Origin of the sequence: Micromonospora echinospora (genome assembly GCF_900091495.1) — a bacterium.
GTDB lineage: Bacteria > Actinomycetota > Actinomycetes > Mycobacteriales > Micromonosporaceae > Micromonospora > Micromonospora echinospora.
This window is the reverse complement of the sequence record NZ_LT607413.1, coordinates 823550-846534: the sequence shown is the minus strand read 5'-3', so window position 1 is coordinate 846534 and position 22985 is coordinate 823550. Positions and strand designations below refer to the sequence as shown.

Genomic DNA, 22985 nt, shown 5'->3' with positions numbered 1-22985 from the left:
CAGCGTCCGGCACATTCCCGCGTCCGTCACCGTAGCCACACCCGAACGAGGAGTCACGACATCATGGCCATCGAGGTTCGCATTCCCACCATCCTGCGCAGCTACACCGGCGGCGCGAAGGTCGTCGAGGGTGCCGGGGACACCCTGGCCGACCTGCTCGCCGACCTCGACGCCCGGCACGCCGGGCTGCGCGGTCGGCTGGTCACCGAGACCGGCACGCTGCACCGCTTCGTCAACGTCTACGTCAACGACGAGGACGTCCGTTTCCTCGGCGCGCTCGACGCCAAGCTCTCCGACGGCGACACGGTGACGATCCTGCCCGCCGTGGCCGGTGGCGCGCTGGGCTTCGCCGCCATGGCCGCGATCAGCGGACACGGCAGCGTGCGCCACGCCTCCGTCGCCGCTCGCTGAGGCGCGCGCCATGGCGCGGTACGACAGCCTCCTGGACGCCTGTGGCGGAACGCCCCTGGTCGGTCTGCCGCGCCTCTCGCCGACGGTGCCCGAAGGGGCACCGCCGGTGCGCCTCTGGGCGAAGCTGGAGGACCGGAACCCGACCGGCAGCATCAAGGACCGGGCGGCGCTGTTCATGGTCCAGGCGGCCGAGAGCGCCGGCCGGCTCCGCCCGGGGGACACCATCCTCGAACCGACCAGCGGCAACACCGGCATCTCGCTGGCCATGGTGGCCAAGCTGCGCGGGTACCGTCTGGTCTGTGTGATGCCGGAGAACGTCTCGACCGAGCGGGTCCAGCTCCTCCGGATGTACGGCGCGGAGATCATCTTCTCGCCGGCCGCCGGTGGCTCGAACCAGGCGGTCGCCACGGCCAAGCAGATCGCCGCCGAGCACCCCGACTGGGTGATGCTCTTCCAGTACGGCAACGAGGCCAACGCCCGGGCGCACTACGAGACCACGGGGCCGGAGCTGCTGCACGACCTGCCCACGATCACCCACTTCGTGGCAGGTCTCGGCACCACCGGCACGCTGATGGGCACCGGGCGGTACCTGCGCGAGAAGGTCGAGCGCGTCCAGATCGTCGCGGCGGAGCCCCGCTACGGCGAACTGGTCTACGGCCTGCGCAACATCGACGAGGGCTACGTCCCGGAGTTGTACGACGCGACCGTGCTCTCCCGACGCTTCTCCGTCGGCACCCGGGACGCGGTGCTGCGGACCCGGCAGCTGGTGGAGGTGGAGGGCATCTTCGCCGGCTTCTCCACCGGGGCGATCCTGCACGCCGCGCTCGCCGTGGCGCACGAGGCGGTCCGCGACGGCCGCCGTGCCGACGTGGCCTTCGTGGTCGCTGACGGTGGCTGGAAGTACCTCTCCACCGGCGCGTACGGCGGCACTCTGGCCGACGCCGAGGAGGCGCTCGAAGGGCAACTCTGGGCCTGACCGTCGGAGCGGTGTCGCGCGGCGACGGATCGAACCTCTGCGTGACCAGACCCATGTGGCCGGGTCACGGCAGGCTGACGGTGAGCCCCGCGCTCACCCCGACGGCCAGGTTCGCCAGGCCGAGGGCGACCCACCGAAGCCCCGGGCGGGCGGGGGCGTGCAGGGCGACGCCGCCCAGGGCGATCCCGCCGAGGCCCAGGGCGGCCACGGTCGGCTGATACCACTGCGGGGCGGTCCCGGCGAGCACCAGCACCAGACCGCGTATCCCCGAGGCGAGGGCCACCGCTCCCAGACCGGTGGCCCAGCCGTAGATCACCAGGAGCCGGCTGCTGCCGGCCGACAACGCCCGCCGGGGCACCCGGTGCCGCCCGGCCGGCACGGGCCGGGGTCGGGGCGTCCGGCCGCCGGCCCTCCGGCCGCCGGCCCTCCGGCCGCCGGTCAGGATGTCGCCCGGCCCGGCAGTTCGTCCCCCGGCAGCGCCGGAGACCTCCGTCGGGCTCGTCCCGGCGATCCGGTCCGGAGCCGCCACGGCCCCTGCCCCGGGCCGCCGGACCGGGTCCGTCATGGCCCACGGCGCGTGGCCGGCGTTCTCCGTCTCGGTCGACACGATCTGCCCCGCCCCGTCGTCACCCCCGCCGACGGTCGACGGGTTTCACCGTGTGCAACGGCCCGGTCCGGGAAGCGTGACGGAGGAGGTGGGAGAAGACATGGAGGGGTGTCACGTTCGCGACAACTTCCATCAGATCATTCTTGCCGCCGCCGTGTCCGGCGTAGGCTGCGCAGCGTGGCGTACGCGTCGGTAGAGATCATCGGCGGGACGAGTCTCGACGGTTCGACTACCGGCAGTGGCGACGGGGCGACCGCATGAGATTGACCGTGCTGGGCTGCGCGGGCAGCTTTCCCGGCCCCGAGTCCGCCTGTTCGGCGTACCTCGTGGAGGCCGAAGGCTTCCGGCTGCTGCTCGACTTCGGCACCGGCTCGCTCTCCGCGCTCCAACGCTACGCCGGACTCCACGCACCGGACGCGATCGTCCTGTCCCACCTGCACTGCGACCACATCCTCGACGCGGCCTCCTATGTGGTCGTCCGCCGGTACGCCCCGGACGGCCCCTACCCCCCGCTGCCGGTGTACGCCCCGGCCGGCGCCCCGGAACGGCTGCACGCCGTCTACGGGCACCAGGAGGAGGCGGGCGTGGACGACGTCTACCAGTTCTACGCCCTGGAACCGGGCACCTTCCCGATCGGCCCGTTCACCGTCACGGTCGACCGGATGAACCACCCCGTCGAGACGTACGGCATCCGGCTTGAGCACGACGGGCGGGTCCTCTGCTACTCCTCGGACACCGCGCCCTGCGAGTCGCTGCTGCGGCTCGCCCAGGACGCCGACGTCTTCCTCTGCGAGGCCAGCTACCTCGACGGCGTGGACAATCCGCCGGACCTGCACCTGACCGGCCGGGAAGCCGGCGAGGCGGCGACCAAGGCCGGGGTCGGCCGGCTCCTGCTCACCCACCTGGTGACCGCCTGGGGCAGCGAGGCGCAGACGGTCGAGGCGGCCGGTGCCGCGTACGCCGGCCCGCTGGAGGTCGTCCGCCCCGGCTGCCGCTACGACATCTGACCGGGGCCGTCGCCCGGCGGCGGGAGACCCCGGGCGAGTCCGATCAGGGCACCGCATAGAGTGCCTGCATGGCACGACCTGACGGGCGGCAGCCCGATCAACTCCGACCGGTGACCCTGACCCGGAGCTGGAGCACCCACCCGGAGGGCTCGGTCCTGGTGGAGTTCGGGAACACCCGGGTGCTCTGCACGGCCAGCGTGACCGAGGGGGTGCCCCGCTGGCGCAAGGGCTCCGGGCTCGGCTGGGTGACCGCCGAGTACGCGATGCTGCCCCGGGCCACCCACACCCGCTCGGACCGGGAGAGCGTCAAGGGACGCGTCGGTGGGCGGACCCACGAGATCTCCCGGCTGGTCGGCCGGAGCCTGCGGGCCTGCGTCGACCTGAAGGCGCTCGGCGAGAACTCGATCGTGCTCGACTGCGACGTCCTCCAGGCCGACGGCGGCACCCGCACCGCCGCGATCACCGGTGCGTACGTCGCCCTGCACGACGCCGTCACCTGGCTCTCCGGCCGCAAGGCGCTCGCCGGCAAGCCGGAGAAGGTGATGCACCGGTCGGTGGCCGCGGTGAGCGTCGGTGTCATCGACGGTGAGCCCCGCCTCGACCTCGCCTACGACGAGGACGTGACCGCCGAGGTCGACATGAACGTGGTGTGCACCGGCACCGGTGACTTCGTCGAGGTGCAGGGAACCGGCGAGTCCGGGGTCTTCGCCCGGTCCCAGCTCGACGCCCTGCTCGACCTGGCCGTCGCCGGGTGCACGCAGCTGGCCGAGGCCCAGCGCGAGGCCCTCGGCCGGTGAGCGTGCGAGGAGTGGGCCGCCGGGCCCCGCAGACGGCGACGAAAGGTGGTCCAGCGTGAACAAGGTCCTGCTCGCGACCCGTAACCAGAAGAAGCTGGTCGAACTCCAGCGGATCCTCGACGGCGCGCTCGGCGCGCACCGGATCGCGCTGCTCGGCCTCGACGACGTCGAGGACTACCCCGAGTTGCCGGAGACCGGGCTCACCTTCGGCGAGAACGCGCTGATCAAGGCACGGGAGGGCTGCCGCCGCACCGGCCTGCCCACCATCGCCGACGACTCCGGCATCGCGGTCGACGCTCTCAACGGCATGCCTGGGGTGTTCAGCGCCCGCTGGGCCGGCCGGCACGGCGACGACCAGGCCAACCTGCAACTGGTCCTCGACCAGATCGCCGACCTGCCGGACGAGCACCGGGGGGCCGCCTTCGTCTGCACCGTGGCGCTGGTGCTGCCCGGCGGCAAGGAGCACCTGGTCGACGGCCGCCAGGCCGGTCGGCTGCTGCGTGCGCCGCGCGGCGAGGGCGGGTTCGGCTACGACCCGATCTTCCTGGGGGACGGGCAGTCCCGGACCAACGCCGAGCTGACCCCGGAGGAGAAGGACGCGGTCAGCCACCGGGGCAAGGCCCTGCGGGACCTGGCCAAGCTGGTCGCCAAGGTGCTCCCACCGGCGGCCTAACCCACCGCCGTCGACGGCCCGCTCCGTCGACGACGGCCTGACCCACCGCCGTCGCCCCGACTCCCGGCGACGACCCGGTCCGCCACCGACAAACCGGCCTGCCGCCGACGACCCGGTCCGCCACCGACGGACCCGGTCCGCCGGCGGTGCGGGCCGTCGGTGGACACCGGTGCCGGGGTCCGGCTGCCGGCAGAGGAAGAGGGACGACGTGCCGGGTGTCCTGACAGGCTTCGCGGTCATCGTGGCCGTCGTCGCGGTCGGCTGGCTGCTCGGCCGGCGCGGCACCCTCGGTCCCGAGGCGTCGACCGTCCTGTCCCGGGTGGCGTTCTTCGTGGCCACCCCGGCGCTGCTGTTCCACACCGTGGCCCGTTCCGACGTGCTCGCGGTCGCCTCCTCGGCCCTGGTCGTCACGGTGGTGGGCACCGCCGTGGTGGCGGCCGTGTTCGTGGCCGTCGCCGGGCTCTGGTGGCGTCGGCCCGCGCCGGAGGTCACCATCGGAGCGCTCGCCTCGTCGTACGTCAACGCGGCGAACATCGGCATCCCGATCGCCGTGTACGTCCTCGACGACGCCTCGGTGGTCGCGCCGGTGATGATGTTCCAGCTCGTCGTGATGGCACCGATCGCGTTCGCCGTGCTGGAGACGGCGACCGGCACCAGGCGGTCACTGGCCCGGGTGGTGGTGCAGCCGCTGGCGAACCCGGTCACCGTGGCCTGCGCGCTCGGCGTGGCCTGCGCGCTGACCGGCTGGCTGCCACCGGAGCCGGTGCTGCGGCCGGTGGAACTCGTCGCGGCGATGGCGGTGCCCGCCGCGCTGCTCGCGTACGGGTTGTCGCTGCACGGCGCCCCGGCACCCGGATCTGGGGAGAACGGGCGGGACGTCCGGCTCGCCGTGTCGCTCAAGACGGTGGGCCAGCCGGTGGTGGCGTACCTGGTGGCCCGGTTCGTGCTGGGGCTGCCGCAGCCGGTGGTGCTGGCCTGCACGATCACCGCCGCCCTGCCGACGGCGCAGAACGTCTTCGTCTACGCGGTCCGCTACGGCCGGGGGGTCACGCTGGCCCGGGACGCGATCCTCCTGTCGACCGTGGGCGCGGTGCCCGTACTGATCGCCGTCGCCCTGCTCGGCACCCGCTGAGGCGGTCGCTGGGGTGGTAGCAGGGGTCCCCTGCTACCGCATTTTGATGAGGAAGGGCCCCCTGCAACCACCCCGGCGCCGAACCAACCACCCCAGCACGAAACCAGGCACCCCAGCCGCCGACCAGCCGGCCGGTACTCAGCCCCGCCGGCCGGTGCTCAGCCCAGCCGGCCCAGCTCCTGCTCGATCGCGGCGCGTAGCTGCGGGCCCCGGACGACTTCCCGGGCCGCTTCCATCACCGGGGCGAGGAAGACGTCCGGGCCGGGCTCGCCGGCGATCCCGCCCAGCGCCGCGATCGCCGCCCGACCGGCCGGGGACGGGGTGAGCGGGGCGCGCAGTTGCAGCCCGCGTACCCCGGCGAGCAGCTCCACCGCGAGCAGGCTGGTCAGGTTGTCCAGCACCGTACGCAGCTTCTTTGTCGCCGCCCAGCCCATCGAGACGTGGTCCTCCTGCATGCCGCTGGTCGGCAGCGAGTCCACCGAGGCGGGGGCGGCCAACCGGCGGTTCTCCGCGACGATGCCGGCGGCCGTGTACTGGGCGATCATCAGTCCCGAGTTCACCCCGGCGTCGGGGGAGAGGAACGCCGGCAGCTCCCGGGAGCGGGTCACGTCGAGCAGCCGGTCCACCCGGCGTTCGGCGATGGCGCCCACCTCGGACGCGGCGATGGCGAGGAAGTCGGCGGCGAAACCGAGCGGCGCACCGTGGAAGTTGCCGGTCGACTCGACCCGGCCGTCCGGCAGCACCACCGGGTTGTCCACCACGGACACGAGTTCCCGGGCGGCGACCTGTTCGACGAAGGCGAGCGTGTCCCGGGCCGCCCCGGCCACCTGCGGCGCGCAGCGCATCGAGTACGCGTCCTGCACCGCGTGCGCCAGGTCGTCCCGGTGCGAGTCCATCACCGCCGAGTCCTGGAGCAGCCGGTGGATGTTCGCCGCCGAGGTCGCCTGCCCGGGGTGCGGGCGGATGGCATGCAGTTCGGGCAGGAACGGCCGCTCCGAGCCGAGCATCGCCTCGATCGCCAGCGCGGCGGTCACGTCGGCCATGGTGAACAGGTGGGCGGCGTCGTGGATGGCCAGCAGCAGCATGCCGAGCATCCCGTCGGTGCCGTTGATCAGGGCCAGCCCCTCCTTGGCGGCCAGCGCCACCGGAGCCAGGCCGGCCCGGCGCAGCGCGTCGGCGGCGGGGATCCGCGCACCGTCCGGGCCGAGCACCCACCCCTCGCCGAGCAGCACCAGCGCGCAGTGCGCCAGCGGGGCGAGGTCACCGGAGGCGCCGAGCGAGCCGTGCTCGGGCACCCACGGCGTGACGTCGTGGTTGAGCAGGTCGACCAGACCCTCGGCGACCAGCGGCCGGACCCCGGAGCGGCCGAGGGCCAGCGAGCGTACCCGCAGCAGCATCATCGCCCGCACCACCTCGCGGGGCATCGGCGCACCGACCCCGGCGGCGTGCGAACGGATCAGCGCGTGCTGGAGTTCGGCCCGCCGCTCCGGCGCGACGAACGTGTTGGCCAGCGCGCCGAAGCCGGTCGACACGCCGTAGACCGGGCGGCCGGAGGCGACGATGCCGTCCACGATGGCCCGGCTGGTGGCCATCGCGTCCACCGTGGCCGGGTCGAGGACGACCTTCGCGGCGCCCCGGGCCACGGCGAGCACGTCGGCCGGGGACACGCCGGTGGGCTGGACGGTCACCACGCTCATGACGTCACCCGACCACGGGCCTCAGGGCGTCGGGGCTGGTGCGTGCGGTGTTGCTTGCTCATCGCGGAACTCCGTTGTGCAGGACCTGGCGGATCAGGGGAACCCCTGGCCGGTAGGCCAGGTGCAGGTGGGACGGGGCGTCGAGGATCATCAGGTCGGCCCGCGCCCCGGGGGCGAGGACGCCCACGTCGTCGCGGCGCAGCGCCCGCGCGCCACCGGCGGTCGCGGCCCAGACCGCCTCCGCCGGGGTCATCCCCATCTCGCGTACGGCGAGCGCGACGCAGAACGGCATCGACGACGTGTACGACGATCCGGGGTTGCAGTCGGTCGCCAACGCCACGGTGACCCGGGCGTCGAGCAGCCGGCGCGCGTCCGGGTACGGCGACCGGGTGGAGAACTCGGCGCCGGGCAGCAGCGTGGCCACGGTGGCCGACCCGGCCAGCGCGTCCACGTCGGCGTCGTCCAGGTGGGTGCAGTGGTCGGCGCTGGCCGCGCCGAGTTCCACCGCGAGCTGGACCCCCGGGCCGGGGCCGAGCTGGTTGGCGTGCAGCCGCACCCCGAGGCCGGCGGCCTGCCCGCAGGTGAGGATCGCGCGGGCGTGGTCGGCGTCGAACGCGCCCCGCTCGCAGAACACGTCGATCCACTTCGCGTACGGGGCGGCGGCGTGCAGCATTGGCCCGCAGACCAGCCCGACGTAGTCGTCCGGGCGGTCGGCGTACTCGGTGGGGACGACGTGCGCGCCGAGGAACGTCGTCTCCCCGGTCACCTCGGTGGCGATCCGCAGCGAGCGGGCCTCGTCGGCGACGTTCAGGCCGTACCCGCTCTTGACCTCGATGGTGGTGGTGCCCTGGCGCAGCGCCTCCGCGCGGAGCCGGCGCACGGTGCCGCGCAGCGTGTCGTCGGAGGCGGCGCGGGTGGCCGCCACGGTGGTCCGGATGCCGCCCCCGGTGTACGGCTGCCCCGCCATCCGGGCGGCGAACTCGGCGGCCCGGTCCCCGGCGAAGACCAGGTGGGCGTGGCTGTCCACGAAGCCGGGGAGCACCGCCGCGCCGTCGGCGTCGATCCGGCGGGCGGCGGCCGGGGCGTACCGGGCCGGGCCGAGCCAGGCGACGCGGTCCTCCTCGACGAGAATGGCCGCGTCGCGGCGGATGCCGAGCTTGCCGCCCTCCCCGGTGCCGGCCACGTTGGTGACCAGCTCCCCGATGTTGTCGATCAGCAGGCTGCTCACGGTGTGCCGCCCTCCGTCCGCGATGGCAGGGCTCGCGGACCCGGCGCGCTCCTCGCACGGGCGCGCGTTCGCGACCGTGGGGCTCGCGCGTCCGGCGCGCTCCTCGCACGGGCGCGCGACTGCGGGGCTCGCGGACCCGGCGCGCTCCTCGCGCTCACGAGGCGATCACCGCCCGGATGGTGTCGGCCAGCGCGGTGGGCACGTCGACGCTGGTGTGCCGACCGTCCCGGACCACGACCCGGCCGTCCACGACGACCTGGGTGACGTCGGCCGCGTTCGCCGCGAAGAACACCCCGACCAGGGGTACGCCGGCGGTCCGCGCGCTGTCCAACCGAACAGTGACCAGATCGGCCCGCCCGCCCGGGGCGATCCGCCCGGCGTCGGTCCAGCCCAGCGCGGCGTGCCCGGTCACGGTCGCCGCGTCGCGCAGCGCCGCCGGGGTGAAGTGGCCGCGCTGCCGGGTGCGCAGCCGCTCGTCCAGCTCCACCGCGCGGGCCTCCTCGAAGAGGTCGACGACGGCGTGACTGTCGCTGCCCAGGCTGAGCGGACTGCCCGCCTCGGCCATCCGGCGGGCCGGGCCGATGCCGTCGGCGAGGTCCCGCTCGGTGGTCGGGCAGAGGCAGACACCGGTGCCGCTGCCACCGAGCAGGGCGACGTCGGCGCTGGTCACATGGGTGGCGTGGACGGCCGTGGTGGCCGGGCCGAGGACCCCGTGGTCGGCGAGCAGCCGGGCCGGGGTGCGTCCGTGCACCGCCCGGCAGGCGTCGTTCTCGGCGGGCTGCTCGGAGAGGTGCACGTGCAGCGGCGCGTCGTGCCGCCGGGCCCACTCCGCGACCGTGCCGAGCCCGTCGGCGGGGACCGCCCGGACCGAGTGCACCGCCGCGCCGACGCGGGCGTGCGCGCCGGCCGGGGTGAACGCCTCGACCCGTTCCGCCCAGCGGGCCGCGTCCCCGTCGCCGAAGCGGCGCTGCGGGCCGGTCAGCGGGCGGCCGTCCACCGCCGCGGTCAGGTAGCAGGTGTCCAGCAGGGTGATCCGGACGCCGGCCTGCGCGGCGGCCTCGACCAGCGCCGCGCCCATCGCGTTCGGGTCGTCGTACCGGCCGCCGTCGGGGCGGTGGTGCAGGTAGTGGAACTCGCCGACGCAGGTGACGCCGGCCAGTGCCATCTCGGCGAAGACGGCGCGGGCCAGAGCCAGGTAAGTGTCCGGGTCGAGCCGGTCGGCGACCGTGTACATCAGGTCCCGCCAGGTCCAGAAGTCGCCCCGACCGCCGTGCGTCCGCCCGCGCAGTGCCCGGTGGAACGCGTGCGAGTGGGCGTTCGCCAGGCCCGGCAGGGTCAGGCCGGGCAGGCGTACCGCGTCGGCCAGCACCTCGACCCCGGCGGTGGGCGGGGTCCGGCTGGCCAGCGGGACGACCGTGGTGATCCGGCCGTCGACGGTCTCGACCAGCACGTCGGCGGTCGGTTCGGCCTCGCCGGGCAGCCAGGCGTACTCGGCGAGCCAGCGGGTGGTGGTCACGTCGCCGCCCCGCTCCGGTCGGCGCGGCCGGCGGGGTCGTCGGAGTCGCCGGTCGGTTCGGGCCGGGAGGTCAGCTCGGCCAGCACCCGGGCCAGGGCGGTTACCCCGGCGGCGCAGTCGGCGTCGGTGGCCGACTCGGCGGGGGAGTGCGACACCCCGGTCGGGTTGCGGACGAAGAGCATCGCGGTCGGTACGTGCCCGGCCAGCACCCCGGCGTCGTGCCCGGCCGCCGTGGGCAGCGTCGGCGCGTCCAGCAGCGCCGCCAGCCGCCGGCCCAGGTCGGCGTCGAAACCGACCAGCGGCGTCGCCGACTCCTCGGTCAGGGCGATCTCCGTGCCGTCCCGGCGGGCCCGCTCGGCCGCCTTGGCACGCACCGCCTCGACCAGCTCGGCGAGCGTGGACTCCTCGGCGGCCCGGGCGTCCAGCCAACCGGTCACCCGGGCCGGGATCGCGTTGGTGGCGTTCGGCTCGACCCGGACCCGTCCGACGGTGGCGTGTGCCCCGCGCAACCGGGCCTCCTTGTTCGCCGCCAGCACGGTGAACGCGTAGGTGAGCATCGGGTCACGGCGGTCGGCCATCCGGGTCGTACCGGCGTGGTTGCCCTCGCCGGTGACGTCGAACCGCCAGCGGCCGTGCGGCCAGATGGCCGTCGCCACCCCGACCGACGCGTCCCGGTCGACCATCGCCCGGCCCTGCTCCACGTGCAGCTCGACGAAGGCGGCGAAACCGGCGACCAGGTCCGGCCGGGCACCGGCCGGCCGGTCGCCGAGCGCCTCGGCGAAGCTGACCCCGTCGGCGTCGCGCAGCCCGGCCGCGCGCTCCGGCGTCAGCGCCCCGGTGAGCAGCCGCGACCCCAGGCACGGTACGCCGAACCGGGCCCCCTCCTCCTCGACGAACGCGCCGACGACGACCGGTCGCGCCGGCGTGACCCCGGCTGCCCGCAGTTCGTCCACGGCGAGGAAGGCGCTGACGATGCCGAGCGGCCCGTCGTACGCCCCGCCGTGCGGCACCGAGTCGAAGTGGCTGCCGGTGAGCACGGCGTCGCCGGCCTCCGGGTCGCCCCAGCGGGCGAAGAGGTTGCCGTTGCCGTCGTCGCTGACCGGCATGCCCCGCCGCTCGGCCTGCTGGCGGAACCACTCCCGCAGCTGCCGCTCCGGCTCGCCGAACGCGTACCGCAGGTAACCGCCGGTGCGCGCGTCCCGCCCGATCGGCGCGATCTCGTCCCACAGCTCGCGGAAACGGCCGGCGGTAGTGGTAGCAGGGGACCCCTGCAGGGCATTTTCGATGAACAAGGGTCCCCTCCTACCGCTCGGCCATCGGGACGCGCACCCCGGTACGGTCAGCCACCTCGTGGGCGTGGTCGTAACCGGCGTCAACGTGCCGGATGACGCCCATCGCCGGGTCGTTGGTGAGCACCCGCTCGATCTTCTGGCCGGCGAGCGCGCTGCCGTCGGCGACGCAGACCTGACCGGCGTGGATGGACCGGCCGATGCCGACCCCGCCGCCGTGGTGGATGGACACCCAGGACGCGCCGCTGGCCGTGTTGACCAGCGCGTTGAGCAGCGGCCAGTCGGCGACCGCGTCGGAGCCGTCGGCCATCGCCTCGGTCTCCCGGTACGGGCTGGCGACGCTGCCGCAGTCCAGGTGGTCCCGGCCGATCACCACCGGGGCGGAGAGTTCGCCGGAGGCGACCATCTCGTTGAAGCGGACCCCGGCCCGGTCGCGTTCGCCGTACCCGAGCCAGCAGATGCGCGCCGGCAGGCCCTGGAAGGCGACCCGCTCCCCGGCCAGCCGGATCCACCGGGCCAGGGACTCGTTCTCCGGGAACAGGTCGAGGATGGCCCGGTCGGTGGCGGCGATGTCGGCCGGGTCACCGGAGAGCGCCGCCCACCGGAACGGGCCCTTCCCCTCGCAGAACAACGGCCGGATGTACGCCGGCACGAAGCCGGGGAAATCGAACGCCCGCTCGTACCCGCCGAGCTTCGCCTCGCCCCGGATCGAGTTGCCGTAGTCGAAGACCTCCGCCCCGGCGTCCAGGAAGCCGACCATCGCCTCGACGTGCTTCGCCATCGACGCGCGGGCCCGGTCGGTGAACTCGGCCGGTTTCGCCGCCGCGTAGTCCCGGGCGTCGGCCAGCTCCACCCCCTCCGGCACGTACGACAGCGGGTCGTGCGCGCTGGTCTGGTCGGTGACCACGTCGATGTCGACGCCCCGGCGCAGCAACTCCGGGAAGACGGTGGCGGCGTTGCCGACCACCCCGACGGAGAGCGCCCGCCGGTCGCGCTTCGCGGCGAGCGCCCGCTCGACCGCGTCGTCCAGGGAGTCGGCGACCTCGTCCAGGTAGCGGTCGTGCACCCGGCGGTCCAGGCGGGACCGGTCGACGTCGACGACCAGGCACGCCCCGCCGTTCATGGTGACCGCGAGCGGCTGCGCCCCGCCCATCCCGCCGCAGCCGGCGGTGAGCGTCAGCGTCCCGGCCAGGCTGCCGCCGAACCTCTTCGCGGCGACGGCGGCGAACGTCTCGTAGGTGCCCTGGAGGATGCCCTGGGTGCCGATGTAGATCCACGAGCCGGCGGTCATCTGCCCGTACATGGTCAGGCCGAGCTGCTCCAGGCGGCGGAACTCCGGCCAGGTGGCCCAGTCGCCGACCAGGTTGGAGTTGGCCAGCAGCACCCGGGGCGCCCACTCGTGGGTGCGCAGCACACCGACCGGCCGGCCGGACTGCACCAGCATCGTCTCGTCGTCGCGCAGGTCGGTGAGGGTCCGCACCAGCGCGTGGTACGACGGCCAGTCCCGCGCGGCCTTCCCGGTGCCGCCGTAGACCACCAGGTCCTCGGGGCGCTCGGCGACCTCCGGGTCGAGGTTGTTCATCAGCATCCGCAGGGCGGCCTCCTGCGGCCACCCCCGGGCGCTGCGCTCGGTGCCGCGGGCGGCACGGACGGGCTGGTACATCGTCGGATCTCCTCTCACCCGAGGAACAACTGTCGGCGGGCGGCGGACGCCTCGAACGCCTCCAGTCGGGCCTGCGTGTCGGTCGGCGCGGCGTCACAGATCGCCTGAAGCACCACCATGGCCAGGGCCATCGGGGCGGTGTGCAGGTCGAAGACCAGGTCGGTGCCGACGGCGGCGGGCAGCACCAGGTCGGCGTACTCGGTCGCCGGGCTGACCGGCGAGTCGGTGATCGCCACGACCCGTAGCCCGGCGTCCCGGGCGGCGCGCAGCGCGTCCAGGGTCTCCCGGGGGTAGCGGGGCAGGACGAAGGCCAGCAGCGCGTCCGCGCCGGCCACGGCGGCCTGTTCGAGGCGGTCGGTGAGCAGGCTGCCGCCGGTGTCGAGCACCCGCACGTCCGGGTGCACCTTCGCGGCGAAGTACGCGAAGTACGCGGCCAGCGGAGCGGCGGCGCGCAGGCCGAGCACCGGCAGCGGACGGCTGGCGGCCAGCAGCGCGCCGGCCCCGGCGATCCGTTCCCGGTCGGCGAGCTGGCCGGCGAGCCGGTCGAGGTTGGCGATCTCGGCCCGTACCGCGCGTTGCAGTTCGTTCTCCCCGCCGGACGGGCCGGTGGTGCCGGCGCCGGTCAGCTCACGCAGCCGGCGGCGCAGCGCCGGGTAGCCGTCGTGACCGAGCGCGACCGCGAACCGGGTCACCGACGGCTGGCTGACCCCGGCCAGTTCGGCGACCTCGGCGGCGGAGAGGTAGGCCACCGAGCCGGCGTGCTGCACCAGGCAGTGCGCGATCCGGCGCTGGGTCGGGGTGAGCCGGACGCCGTGGAAGAGATCCAGCAGCCGGTCGCTCGGCCCAGCCCCGATGGTGGCTGTTTCATTCATGCCGCGACTCTATGCATAAGAACTTTCAGAAGGCAAGGGCCGCCGCCCCCGCGAGACCCCCTCCTGCCTGCGGCGACTCTCGGTCGGCCCGCCCCGATCGCCGCCGGTGGGCGGCTGCGCCCGTTCGTCCCGCTCCGGGGGTCCGGCCGACATCGCGGCACGGCGGGACTGCGCGGCTTCGTCGCGATCGGGTGCCGGCGTGCGGCCAGGTATTGACAGTCATCAAATTGATGGCCGAATATCAATATCGCCAATGGCGGCACGGGTGCCATCGCGACGGTCGCTTCGTCCGGCAATCGCGGGAGCGACCACTCCTGATGCGTACCCCACGGGCTTCGATGGGGGAATGCATGCGACACCGGACCTCCTCACCTCTCCGTCTCTTCAAGATCCTGGTTGTCGGCGCCGCACTCGTCCTGGTCGCGCCCTCGGCCACGCCGGCAGCTTCCGCAGCGCCGGTCGCGCAACCGCTGGCCAGCAACGACCTCCACGTCACCGCGTCGTCGGCCAGCCACGACGCCGGCACGTTCGCCCGCTCGGCCACCGTGGTCGAGTTCGCGGCCACGGCCAGGAGCGCCGTGTCGACGCAGGTGACGCTCTCCGTCGGCGGCAAGACGTTCACGGCCAGCAAGGACCACGCGAAGGGCACCGCCCGGTGGTCCGGTCGGGGTGCCGCGTTGGAGCCGGCGGACAAGCTCGCGCTCGACGCCTTCGCCAACTCCCTCGAGTCGGAGTGGGTCGAGCCGGCCAGCGCCACGAAGGCGCCCATCCCGCTGCACCGGGACCTGACCATCCGCCTTGCCTTGCTGCTCGCCGAGGCGCCCCCCGGCACCATGATCGGGACCCAGGACGTGCCCCGTCCGGCGGAACGATTCGGTGACCGGAAGCTCCCGGACAGCGCCGTCGCGGTGGAGTCGTGCCTGAAGGAGGCCACCTTCGCCACCGTCCCGGACAGCATGGAACGGAAAGACGTGGTCGCCGCCTGCCAGGAGGACAACGAGGACGGGATCTGGTACACCAGGTGCAACGCGAACGAGTGGGTGCTCCACGACGCGGGCGACCACTGCATGATGAGCGAGGTCGTCTACGTCGGCCCCGCCTCGTACGACTGCATGGGCAAGTGCGGTGGTGGCTGTTTCATCATCACCGGCTACACCTACGACTGTGCTGACCACGACCGCTGCGGCCGGGTCCACGGCGGATCGACGAACCCGTGGGACAGCAACTGCGGCGACGAGTACTGGGAAGCCGACGACGACTTCCTGTGGTCGACGAACCAGTGCGGTTAGAGCCCGGACACCTCGAACCATGAAGCCACTTCTTCTCGCCGTGTCGTTCCTCACGGTCGCACTGGTGGCGGCCGGCTGCGGATCCACCGACCAGTCGGTGGATCCGCAGCCGGACGTGCTGGCCACCGTGGCGGGTGAACCCGTTACCGTCGAGCAGGTTCGCGCGCTGATCCCGGACAGCCCCCTGCCGGCGGTGCTGGTGGCCGGCGGCTACTCCGGTCCGTGGCCGCAGGCGCTGGAACTGGCGATCCGGGACGAACTGCTGGGACGGGAAGCCGCCCGCCGTGGCATCACCGGGCCGACCCGGGCCCACCAGATCGCCACCCTCGTCACGCAGGAACAGCGCGGCGCTGCCGACCTCACCGCCGAGGACATCACCGACGACGAGGCCCGCGCCTGGTACCAGGAACACCGCCGCCTCTTCGGGAACGTGGCCCGGGCCGAGGTGGCGTGGGCCGAGTTCGCCGACTCCGCCCCGGCCACCACGGCCCTGGAACGTGCCGCCGGCACCGACGCGTCGACCTTCCAGCAGTTGGTGCGGGAGGGCGGCGCGACGGCCAGCGGCACGGCCACGATCGACGATCACGGCGAGGGCGCCGATCCGATGATCTCGCGTGCCGCCTTCGCGGTCGGCACCGCCGGGGGAGTCGGGTTGTCCGCGGACCCGAAGAACAAACGATGGTGGGTGGTCCGCGTCGAGCACATCTCGTTCCAGCAGACGAACTGGGACGCGGCGCTGGCCTACAAGGTGAAGTCGGCGATGGCCTCGTATCGTCAGGAGGAACATCTGAGCCGACTCGCCCGGTCGTTGCGGAAGAAGTGGCCGGTCCACGTGTACGAGAACCGGCTCACGGACATCGCCGGGAAAGAGGAGCCACCGACATGACGGTAGCCACGACCGTAGGCGCAGTTCTCGCGCTCCTCGTCGCCGTGGCGGCCGTCCTGCACCTGAGCCGGCACCGATCCGCACCCGACGCCGTCGGTCGACTGCTGAGACTGCTCGCGTTCGCCGCCACTGTGGGAACCGCCGTCGCGCTGGTGCCGTTCACGGTCGCCGACAGCGGCGCTGCCGCCGGCTACCTGCTGGGCGTACCGGTAGGAGCGGCCGTGCTCCCCCTCGTCGCGGACCTCGCCGGTCGGGCCGTGGGCATCACGACGACGGTCGGGGCGCTGGTGATGCTGCTCTGGGGCCTCCTCCTCGGCCTCGGCATCGGCGGGTGGTTCCTCCTACCCGCCCTGCTGCTGGGGGCAGCGGCGGTGGTCGGCATCTCCTCGCGGGGCACGGCGGTGGCCGGCGACCACGGCGACTAGCCTCCGCCGTCGGGTGGTGCCCGTTCCCGGCGCGGGGTGGTACAACCCTTGCGTGGACGCGACCGACCTCACCTCGCTGAGCCCGAGCCACCTCGCCTACCGGGAGACCCCGATCCACCACTGGTCCCCCGGCAACGGGACGGGTGTCGCCCGGTGAGGGTGACGTCCGTCCACACGTACCCGGTCAAGGGGTGCCACCGGCTCGACCACGACACGGTCCGGGTCGAACCGTGGGGCCTGGCCGGCGACCGCCGCTGGATGATCGTCGACGCCGACGGCATCGGGGTCACCCAGCGGCAGTACCCGGTGCTGGCCACCCTGCGTCCGGTCGTCCGCCCCGGCGGGCTGGTGCTGCGCGGCCCCGGACGTCCCGACCTGGACGTGCCGGAACCGGCCGGCGTCGCCCCGGTCGCGGTCCGCACCTTCCGGCACCGGAAACTGCCGGTCGACGCGCTCCCCGCCGGCCCGGCCGCCGACGCCTGGCTCACCGCCGCACTCGACAGGCCGGTCCGGCTGACCTGGCTCGCGCGGCCCACCCGGCACATCGCCGCCGGTGAACGCACCTACGACACCGGCGACCAGGTCAGCTTCGCCGACGCCTACCCGCTGCTGCTGACCGTCACCGCCTCGCTGAACGCGCTCAACGGCTGGCTGACCGAGGCGGACGCGGGACCCGTGCCGATGACCCGGTTCCGGCCCAACGTGGTGGTCGAGGGCGCGCCGGCCTGGGTCGAGGACAGTTGGGCCGGCCGGACCCTGCACATCGGCGCGACCACCTTCCGCGCCGCCGGGCCGTGCGACCGCTGCGTGGTCACCACCACCGACCAGGAGACCGGGGTACGCGAACACGAGCCGTTGCGCACCCTGGTCCGGCACCGCCGGGTCGACCGGAAGGTCCTGTTCGGACTTCACCTCGTCCCGGTGTCGCCCGGCGCGGTCGGCGTCGGTGATCCGGTGCGGGTCGAGCCGGCACCCTGACGCGCGATCCGGAACGCCCGATCCGGACGGCTCGTCCGCGCGCCGGCCCCACCGGGAATCCTGTGGTGGAAGCCGGCCGGGCCGCCGCTAATCGTGCGGGAGAGGGGACTCGAACCCCCACGCCCGAGGGCACAGGAACCTAAATCCTGCGTGGCTGCCAGTTACACCACTCCCGCCTGACCGGAGAGTCTAGTGCGTCGCGCCTGCACGGTGTGGAGCCCGGCGGCCCGCAGGACGTTCGACACCGTTCCGTGACTGGGGTGCTCCCGTCCGGCGGTGGCGACCCGGATCAGGTTGGCGAGCTTTCGGGGGCCCAGGCCGGGATTGGCCAGCGCATACCGAACCACGAGCGTACGGTCGACCTCCGGCGCGCGGGCCATCCGTGGTGCGATCGTCCCGGTCCGCTCCAGGCGGTCCCGTAGTCGATAGACGTGATTGCGGTGGCAGCCGATCCGGCGAGCGGCCTCCACCGCGGTGACGTCGCCGGCCGCCACCTGCCGGACCAGGGCCTCGACCTGGCGCGGATCGAGTGGGCGGCATGGCTCCGACCGGTCCGGGGCGCGGCCGACCGATTGATCTCCGCCGGATCCGGGCGCGGAAAAGGACCGGCGGTTGCGACCGGCGTACGTGGCGGTCTGGCTGTGGCAGTTCGGGCACAACAGGCGCAGGTTCGGCGGACGGTTGTCGAGGAAGTCACCGTTCACGTGGTCGACGTGCAGGGTGAGCGGCGAGCCCTGCCACGTCGTGCCTACACCGCACTCCTCGCACTGTTCCGGGATGCCGATGTCGGACAGGGCCCACTTCAGCCGGGTGCCGGCCGTCCGGCGGGACCCCTCGGGCAGTCGGACCAGCAGCATCGAGGAGGAGACCCGGCGGCGGGGAACCCGCGTTCCACCCGCCTGGCCGGTGAAGTGTGAGGTGTCGATGCCGAACCGCTTGAGCTGACGGCTGATGTGGGCGTGCGAGCCGCCGCTGATCCGGACGCCCAGCAGGCGCATCACCTCGGTGACGTTGCGGGCGCGCGCCGCCGCGTCGGCGAGCGCCTGCGGGGTGTGCCGGTAACGGGTCATGCGCGGACGGTAGTGGTCCGGTGTGACGATTTCCGTCCACGATCCGGGCGTGGTGCCCGCGTCCGCCGTGCGGCGGCCCGGGACGCCTCAGTCCAGGCCGAGGTCGCGGCGCAGCTTGGCGACGTGCCCGGTGGCCCGGACGTTGTAGAGCGCCCGTTCGATCTTCCCGTCCTCGTCGACGACGAAGGTGGACCGGATCACCCCGGTGACCGTCCGGCCGTACGACTGCTTCTCGCCGAACGCCCCGTACGCGGTGAGCACGGCCTTGTCGGTGTCGGAGACCAGGGGGAAGGTGACGGCGTCGCGCTCGCGGAACTTCGCCAGCTTCTCCGGCTTGTCCGGGGAGATGCCGACCACCTCGTACCCGGCCGCCTGGAGCGAGGCGAGCGAGTCGCGGAAGTCGCAGGCCTGCTTCGTGCAGCCCGGGGTCATCGCGGCCGGGTAGGCGTACAGGATCACCTTGCGGCCCCGCAGGTCGGTCAGGGAGAACGTGCTGCCGGTGTCGGTGGGCAGGGTGAAGTCCGGCGCGGGGTCGCCGGGGCTGAGACGGTGCGGCGCGGTCATGCCCGAGACCCTACGGCCTCCGGTCCCGGCTGCGGCGTGAGCCCACGGCCCGTGTCCCGCCCGGACGGGCCGCCCGCCGGTCCCTACCGGGCCCGCTCGGGTCGCAGGTGCGCGACGTCGACTGGCCGGCGGGTGGTCGTCTCGGCGACCGCGCGGCTCGCGGCGTGCAGCCGGAACACCCCGGCGAGGGTCGCCCCCGCCCCGGCGACCAGGATCAGCGTGACCACCAGCCGGACGGGCTGGACGGGCCAGGGCAGCGGGGGCACCGAGCGGGCGAGCACCGCCGCGTTGGTCACCCCGGCGAACAGCGCCAGGCAGGCGCCGGCCAGGGCCAGTCCGAAGTCGGCGGCGGCGTGCCGGGTGAGCGTCCAGCTGCCGGCGGCGACCGCGCCGAGGCCGGTGATGAGTGCCCACGTCTGGCCGGTCAACAGGGTGACGAGCAGCCCGCCGGCCCCTTCGGCCCCGGAGTCGAGGGCTCGGCCGACCGCCACCGCGACGGCGGCCAGTCCACCCACGGCGAGCAGCGCCCCGAGCGCGACCAGTGCCCGGCGGCCGGCCGGGGCCCCGGCCGGCACCAGCCCGAGCGCGCCCACCGCGAGCGTGGCGAGGGCCACCGCCGCCCACCACGGGTACGGGTCCGGCGGGGGCACCCAGTCCAGGGTGCCGCGCAGCTCCACGGCGGTCTCCCCGTCGCGCAGCGGCACCACCCAGTCGCGTACCCGGTGTTCCCGGTCGGGGGCGGCACCGACCTGCGGCGGCGGGCCGGCCTCCCGCCACAGGGCCCGCTGGTCGTGCCAGCGGGCCACCGGCTCGTCGTCGACCCGTTGCCAGGACGGCTCGGCGGTCGGGTCGGCGTCGGCGGGCACGGCGGTCTCACCGGCGAGGGTCCGGTTCAGGTACGTCGCCGGCGAGCGGGTGTTCTCGTACACCCCGTCGGGGCGCACCTGGAGGTACGGCTCACCGGAGTAGCCGAGCACGGTGACCGTCCGGTCGGTGCGGTTGCGCAGTTCCAGCCGTGCGCCCGCCTCCACCGTCCGGACGTCCACGCCGTCGCGGGCCGGGGCCAGCCCGGTCACCCCGACCCGGTAGTCGCTGCCGTTCGGGGCGTCCGCGCCGTGCGCCGCGGCCGGGGCGGCGGTCGCCAGCAGCGCGACGAGCGTCCCGACCAGGAGTAGTCCCGCCCGGAGCAGCAGCGACCGGATCACCGGGCGGCTGCCTCGACGGCCGCGGTGATGGCGTCCGGGGTGGGGTTCTCGACCGGCTTGCCGTCGACCAGGACGGTCGGGGTGCCGGTGATCCCGGCCCGGCTCGCCTCCTCGGTGACGTGCTCGGTCCACGGCTTGAAGGTCCCCTCCCGCAGGCAGGAGGCGAACCCGTCCCGGTCGATGCCGACTCCGGCGGCGATGTCGGTCAGCTCGTCGTCGCTGAGGCCCGCGCCGCCTTCCGGCGGCTGCCGCTCGAAGAGCGCCGCGGCGTACTCGCGGTACCGGCCGCTCTCGGCGGCGCAGCCGGACGCGGCCGACGCGCGGGTGGAGTACTGCGTGCTGGAGAAGCGGTTGAGGTACGCGACGGGGTGGTACACCACCCGGATCTTGCCCTGCTCGACGAGCGTGTTCAGGGTGGCACCGCTGAGCTGCTCGAACTGTTTGCAGGCCGGGCAGATGAAGTCCTCGTACACGTCGACGGTGACCGGGCCGGAGCCGGCCACGATCCCGGTTCCCGCGTCGTTCGCGCCGGTCGGCGCGGTGAACTCGTCGGAGCGCTGCCCGGCGTAGACGCTCCAGCCGATCAGCCCGGCGATCACCAGCACCGCCACGGCGGCCACCGAGGTCCAGAGCGTCCGGCGTCGCCGTCGTTCCCGGGCGAGTTGTTCGCGGACCACCCGGGAGGCGTCCCTACGCCCCTTGCGACTACTCATCCTCGTCCTCCGTGGCCGGTGTGCCCGTCAGCCACCCGTCCATCGACACGGGGGTGCGGGGCCAGATCAGCAGGAACCCGGCGAGCGCCAGGAAACCCAGGTCCCGGAGGATCTCCGGAAGGTAGGTGGGGCTCTGGCCGGCGGCGAGTTCCCCGCCGCCGCCGAAGCACCCGCAGTCGATGGCGAGCCCCCGCGTCCAGGCGGAGACGATGCCCGCGACGAAGACCACGAGCAGCGCCGCCGAGACGCCGGCGGCGAGCCGGGTGGCCAGCCCGACGAGCAGCAGGACGCCGAGCGCCAGCTCCACGAAGGGCAGCGCCGCGCCGACCACCATCGCCAGGTCGTACGGCATGACCTGGTAGGCGTTGACGGCGCGCCCGGAGCCGGCCAGGTCGCCGACCTTGCTGCCACCGGCGGCGAACCACACCGCGGCGAGGCCGAGCCGGGCGGCGACGGCGAGCCAGGGACGCAGGAGGGGCCAGCTGACGACCCGGGGGCGGGGTGCGGTCACGGTCATTGGTCGCTCCGATCCACCGTGAAGTTCCGTCACTTCCACTGTCCCCGCCTCCGGCTCAACTGCCCAGGGCGTCGCCGACCGCCTCGATCAGGTCGCCCCGGGCCCGGGCCACCCGGGACCGGATGGTGCCCACCGGCACGCCGCCGACCGCCGCCGCCTCCGCGTACGACAGGCCGAGGAGCTGGGTGAGGACGAACGCCTCGCGTCGGTCGGCGGGGAGCCGGCGCAGCAGGTCGGCGGCGCCGAGGTGCCCGGCCGGGTCGGGGTGCGGTCGGTCGGTGTAGGCCTGCGCGGCGAGTCGTTCGTCGAGCCGTCGCCGGCGGACCACGGTGCGCAGGTGGTCGGCGCAGGTGCGTCGGGCGATGCCGAGCAGCCAGGTACGCGCGCTGGCCCGTCCCTCGAACGCCGGCAGCGCCCGGAACGCCCGCAGGTAGGTCTCCTGGGTGAGGTCGTCGGCGTTGTCCGGGTCGATCAACGCGGCGACGAACCGCCACACTTCGGCCTGGGTGAGTCGTACGAACGCGGCCTGGGCGACCGGGTCGCCGTCGCGGGCGGTGAGCGCCCACTGGGTCGCCGGGTCGGGTCCGGCGGCGGGCTCGGCCGGGTCGTGCGGCGGCGCCCACACGGGTTTGTGCGGGGGGTCGGCGGGGCGGCCGGCCCCGCCGGCGTCCAGCGGCGCGGGGATCACGACACTCCAGGTTACGCGGAGACAACGGAACGAACAGAGCCCTTCGGCACTTCCATGGCGTGCGCCACGTCGGGAACCAACCGGGCCCGGCCACCGACTATCCCACCATGACATGCGACGACGTACGCGCGGCGCTGTCGGCGCGGCTGGATGGCGAGGATCCGGGCACGCCGCCGGCCACGCTGGACGCGCACATCTTGACGTGCTCCGGATGCCGGAGCTGGCTGGCCCGGGCCGAACAGGTGACCCGCCTGGTCCGGGTGCAGGCCGTGGACGTGCCGGACCTGACCGCCTCGGTGCTGGCGGCGGTGGCCGCCGACGAGCGGGCCGCCCGGGCCGCGGCCATGGCCGGGGTGCGGGCCCGTCGGCAGGTGCTCCGGGTGGCGGTGGCGGTGGCCGCGGCCGCCCAGCTCGCCATCGCGCTGCCGATCCTCCTCGCCGGCCTCGGGGTTGCCGTCGACCCGCACACCAGCCGGGAGATGGCCTCCTTCGACGTGGCGCTCGCGGTGGGCTTCGCGCTGGCCGCGTACCGGCCGGAACGGGCCCAGGCGTTCGTGCCGGTGGCCTTCGTGCTGGCGGTCTGCCTGGCCGGCACCAGCGCGGTGGACATCGCCAACTCGACCACCGCCCTCGTGCACGAGATCGGTCACCTGGCCGCGGTGGTCCAGGCCGGTCTGCTCTGGGCGCTGGGCCGCACCACCCGCCAGGTGGACCCCCCGCTCGCGGCTCCCGCCGTCGCGGGACCGAGGTGACTCGGGTCGTCAGCGGCCCTGTCCTTCGGC

23 protein-coding genes, 1 tRNA gene and 1 pseudogene are annotated in these 22985 nt (G+C 74.1%); 11 read left to right on the top strand and 14 right to left on the bottom strand.

Going from position 1 to position 22985, the window contains the following annotated elements; translation table 11 throughout:
* Positions 1–63 precede the first annotated feature (63 nt).
* Positions 64–411, top strand: coding sequence for a MoaD family protein (locus tag GA0070618_RS03875; protein ID WP_088980396.1), 348 nt, complete (start codon positions 64–66; stop codon positions 409–411).
* Positions 412–421: 10 nt separating this feature from the next.
* Entirely contained in the window at positions 422–1387 is a 966-nt protein-coding gene (locus GA0070618_RS03870) for a PLP-dependent cysteine synthase family protein (RefSeq protein ID WP_088980395.1), read from the top strand.
* 64 nt (positions 1388–1451) lie between these two features.
* On the opposite strand, the gene GA0070618_RS03865 is transcribed toward GA0070618_RS03870, so the two are convergent.
* Complete coding sequence (locus GA0070618_RS03865) at positions 1452–1994, bottom strand: hypothetical protein (protein WP_088980394.1); 543 nt, start codon at positions 1992–1994, stop codon at positions 1452–1454.
* Positions 1995–2251: 257 nt separating this feature from the next.
* Here GA0070618_RS03865 and GA0070618_RS03860 point away from each other — a divergent pair, with 257 nt between their 5' ends.
* The 4 genes from GA0070618_RS03860 (at position 2252) to GA0070618_RS03845 (ending at position 5603) form a co-directional block, all read left to right on the top strand.
* Positions 2252–3001: an MBL fold metallo-hydrolase gene (locus GA0070618_RS03860; RefSeq protein WP_088980393.1), complete on the top strand. Its 750-nt coding sequence runs from the start codon at positions 2252–2254 to the stop codon at positions 2999–3001.
* A 68-nt stretch (positions 3002–3069) separates the two neighbouring features.
* Positions 3070–3798, top strand: a complete 729-nt coding sequence (gene rph, locus GA0070618_RS03855; RefSeq protein ID WP_088980392.1) for a ribonuclease PH — start codon at positions 3070–3072, stop codon at positions 3796–3798.
* Between the two features lie 55 nt (positions 3799–3853).
* Positions 3854–4471: an RdgB/HAM1 family non-canonical purine NTP pyrophosphatase gene (gene rdgB / locus GA0070618_RS03850; protein WP_088980391.1), complete on the top strand. Its 618-nt coding sequence runs from the start codon at positions 3854–3856 to the stop codon at positions 4469–4471.
* Between the two features lie 208 nt (positions 4472–4679).
* Positions 4680–5603 carry an AEC family transporter gene (locus GA0070618_RS03845; protein ID WP_088980390.1) on the top strand — a complete coding sequence of 308 codons (924 nt, stop codon included), beginning with the start codon at positions 4680–4682 and terminating at the stop codon, positions 5601–5603.
* 158 nt (positions 5604–5761) lie between these two features.
* On the opposite strand, the gene hutH is transcribed toward GA0070618_RS03845, so the two are convergent.
* The 6 genes and pseudogenes from hutH to GA0070618_RS03815 form a co-directional block, all read right to left on the bottom strand.
* Entirely contained in the window at positions 5762–7300 is a 1539-nt protein-coding gene (gene hutH, locus GA0070618_RS03840; protein ID WP_088980389.1) for a histidine ammonia-lyase, read from the bottom strand.
* Between the two features lie 58 nt (positions 7301–7358).
* Positions 7359–8528 carry an imidazolonepropionase gene (hutI, locus tag GA0070618_RS03835; RefSeq protein WP_088980388.1) on the bottom strand — a complete coding sequence of 390 codons (1170 nt, stop codon included), beginning with the start codon at positions 8526–8528 and terminating at the stop codon, positions 7359–7361.
* A 154-nt stretch (positions 8529–8682) separates the two neighbouring features.
* The gene (locus tag GA0070618_RS03830) at positions 8683–10044 is read right to left on the bottom strand and encodes a formimidoylglutamate deiminase (RefSeq protein ID WP_088980387.1); all 1362 of its coding nucleotides are present in this window, start codon (positions 10042–10044) and stop codon (positions 8683–8685) included.
* Between the two features lie 68 nt (positions 10045–10112).
* Positions 10113–11318 (bottom strand): annotated as a pseudogene (locus tag GA0070618_RS03825) (allantoate amidohydrolase); the annotation flags it as partial.
* Positions 11319–11346: 28 nt separating this feature from the next.
* Positions 11347–12996, bottom strand: coding sequence for a urocanate hydratase (hutU, locus tag GA0070618_RS03820; protein WP_088980386.1), 1650 nt, complete (start codon positions 12994–12996; stop codon positions 11347–11349).
* A gap of 14 nt (positions 12997–13010) precedes the next feature.
* Positions 13011–13868, bottom strand: a complete 858-nt coding sequence (locus GA0070618_RS03815; protein WP_088980385.1) for a MurR/RpiR family transcriptional regulator — start codon at positions 13866–13868, stop codon at positions 13011–13013.
* 350 nt (positions 13869–14218) lie between these two features.
* Between GA0070618_RS03815 and GA0070618_RS03810 the strand changes: the two genes are divergently transcribed.
* The 4 genes from GA0070618_RS03810 (at position 14219) to GA0070618_RS03795 (ending at position 17446) form a co-directional block, all read left to right on the top strand.
* Positions 14219–15157 carry a hypothetical protein gene (locus GA0070618_RS03810; protein WP_088980384.1) on the top strand — a complete coding sequence of 313 codons (939 nt, stop codon included), beginning with the start codon at positions 14219–14221 and terminating at the stop codon, positions 15155–15157.
* Between the two features lie 19 nt (positions 15158–15176).
* Positions 15177–16043 carry a peptidyl-prolyl cis-trans isomerase gene (locus tag GA0070618_RS03805; protein WP_088980383.1) on the top strand — a complete coding sequence of 289 codons (867 nt, stop codon included), beginning with the start codon at positions 15177–15179 and terminating at the stop codon, positions 16041–16043.
* Positions 16040–16468: a hypothetical protein gene (locus tag GA0070618_RS03800; RefSeq protein ID WP_088980382.1), complete on the top strand. Its 429-nt coding sequence runs from the start codon at positions 16040–16042 to the stop codon at positions 16466–16468. The genes GA0070618_RS03805 and GA0070618_RS03800 overlap by 4 nt, the downstream gene beginning before the upstream one ends.
* A 153-nt stretch (positions 16469–16621) precedes the next feature.
* Entirely contained in the window at positions 16622–17446 is an 825-nt protein-coding gene (locus tag GA0070618_RS03795) for an MOSC domain-containing protein (RefSeq protein ID WP_088980381.1), read from the top strand.
* Between the two features lie 94 nt (positions 17447–17540).
* Here the strand turns inward: GA0070618_RS03795 and GA0070618_RS03790 are convergent.
* The 7 genes from GA0070618_RS03790 to GA0070618_RS03760 all read right to left on the bottom strand — a co-directional run bounded on the left by GA0070618_RS03790 (position 17541) and on the right by GA0070618_RS03760 (position 22203).
* Positions 17541–17622, bottom strand: a tRNA-Leu gene (locus GA0070618_RS03790).
* Positions 17608–18516, bottom strand: coding sequence for a helix-turn-helix domain-containing protein (locus tag GA0070618_RS33270; protein WP_143740220.1), 909 nt, complete (start codon positions 18514–18516; stop codon positions 17608–17610). Before GA0070618_RS33270 ends, GA0070618_RS03790 begins: the two co-directional genes overlap by 15 nt.
* Positions 18517–18603: 87 nt before the next feature.
* Complete coding sequence (gene bcp / locus GA0070618_RS03780; RefSeq protein ID WP_088980380.1) at positions 18604–19080, bottom strand: thioredoxin-dependent thiol peroxidase; 477 nt, start codon at positions 19078–19080, stop codon at positions 18604–18606.
* 83 nt (positions 19081–19163) lie between these two features.
* Entirely contained in the window at positions 19164–20285 is a 1122-nt protein-coding gene (locus GA0070618_RS03775) for a hypothetical protein (protein ID WP_231931594.1), read from the bottom strand.
* Positions 20282–20998: a DsbA family protein gene (locus tag GA0070618_RS03770; protein ID WP_088980379.1), complete on the bottom strand. Its 717-nt coding sequence runs from the start codon at positions 20996–20998 to the stop codon at positions 20282–20284. Before GA0070618_RS03770 ends, GA0070618_RS03775 begins: the two co-directional genes overlap by 4 nt.
* On the bottom strand, positions 20991–21515 hold the full coding sequence (locus GA0070618_RS03765; protein WP_088980378.1) for a MauE/DoxX family redox-associated membrane protein: 525 nt from the start codon (positions 21513–21515) through the stop codon (positions 20991–20993). The genes GA0070618_RS03770 and GA0070618_RS03765 overlap by 8 nt, the downstream gene beginning before the upstream one ends.
* A 55-nt stretch (positions 21516–21570) precedes the next feature.
* Entirely contained in the window at positions 21571–22203 is a 633-nt protein-coding gene (locus GA0070618_RS03760; RefSeq protein ID WP_414467555.1) for a sigma-70 family RNA polymerase sigma factor, read from the bottom strand.
* A 107-nt stretch (positions 22204–22310) separates the two neighbouring features.
* On the opposite strand from GA0070618_RS03760, the gene GA0070618_RS03755 reads away from it, so the two are divergent.
* Complete coding sequence (locus GA0070618_RS03755; protein WP_143740219.1) at positions 22311–22955, top strand: zf-HC2 domain-containing protein; 645 nt, start codon at positions 22311–22313, stop codon at positions 22953–22955.
* The last annotated feature ends 30 nt before the right edge of the window (positions 22956–22985 follow it).

Excerpts from the sequence above, each read along its gene's own strand:
- GA0070618_RS03875 (WP_088980396.1), top strand. The coding sequence starts at position 64 with ATGGCCATCGAGGTTCGCATTCCCACCATCCTGCGCAGCTACACCGGC.
- GA0070618_RS03870 (WP_088980395.1), top strand. The coding sequence starts at position 422 with ATGGCGCGGTACGACAGCCTCCTGGACGCCTGTGGCGGAACGCCCCTG.
- GA0070618_RS03860 (WP_088980393.1), top strand. The coding sequence starts at position 2,252 with ATGAGATTGACCGTGCTGGGCTGCGCGGGCAGCTTTCCCGGCCCCGAG.
- rph (WP_088980392.1), top strand. The coding sequence starts at position 3,070 with ATGGCACGACCTGACGGGCGGCAGCCCGATCAACTCCGACCGGTGACC.
- hutH (WP_088980389.1), bottom strand. The coding sequence starts at position 7,300 with ATGAGCGTGGTGACCGTCCAGCCCACCGGCGTGTCCCCGGCCGACGTG.
- hutU (WP_088980386.1), bottom strand. The coding sequence starts at position 12,996 with ATGTACCAGCCCGTCCGTGCCGCCCGCGGCACCGAGCGCAGCGCCCGG.
- GA0070618_RS03815 (WP_088980385.1), bottom strand. The coding sequence starts at position 13,868 with ATGAATGAAACAGCCACCATCGGGGCTGGGCCGAGCGACCGGCTGCTG.
- GA0070618_RS03810 (WP_088980384.1), top strand. The coding sequence starts at position 14,219 with ATGCGACACCGGACCTCCTCACCTCTCCGTCTCTTCAAGATCCTGGTT.
- GA0070618_RS03805 (WP_088980383.1), top strand. The coding sequence starts at position 15,177 with ATGAAGCCACTTCTTCTCGCCGTGTCGTTCCTCACGGTCGCACTGGTG.
- GA0070618_RS03800 (WP_088980382.1), top strand. The coding sequence starts at position 16,040 with ATGACGGTAGCCACGACCGTAGGCGCAGTTCTCGCGCTCCTCGTCGCC.
- GA0070618_RS33270 (WP_143740220.1), bottom strand. The coding sequence starts at position 18,516 with ATGACCCGTTACCGGCACACCCCGCAGGCGCTCGCCGACGCGGCGGCG.
- bcp (WP_088980380.1), bottom strand. The coding sequence starts at position 19,080 with ATGACCGCGCCGCACCGTCTCAGCCCCGGCGACCCCGCGCCGGACTTC.
- GA0070618_RS03770 (WP_088980379.1), bottom strand. The coding sequence starts at position 20,998 with ATGAGTAGTCGCAAGGGGCGTAGGGACGCCTCCCGGGTGGTCCGCGAA.
- GA0070618_RS03765 (WP_088980378.1), bottom strand. The coding sequence starts at position 21,515 with ATGACCGTGACCGCACCCCGCCCCCGGGTCGTCAGCTGGCCCCTCCTG.
- GA0070618_RS03755 (WP_143740219.1), top strand. The coding sequence starts at position 22,311 with ATGACATGCGACGACGTACGCGCGGCGCTGTCGGCGCGGCTGGATGGC.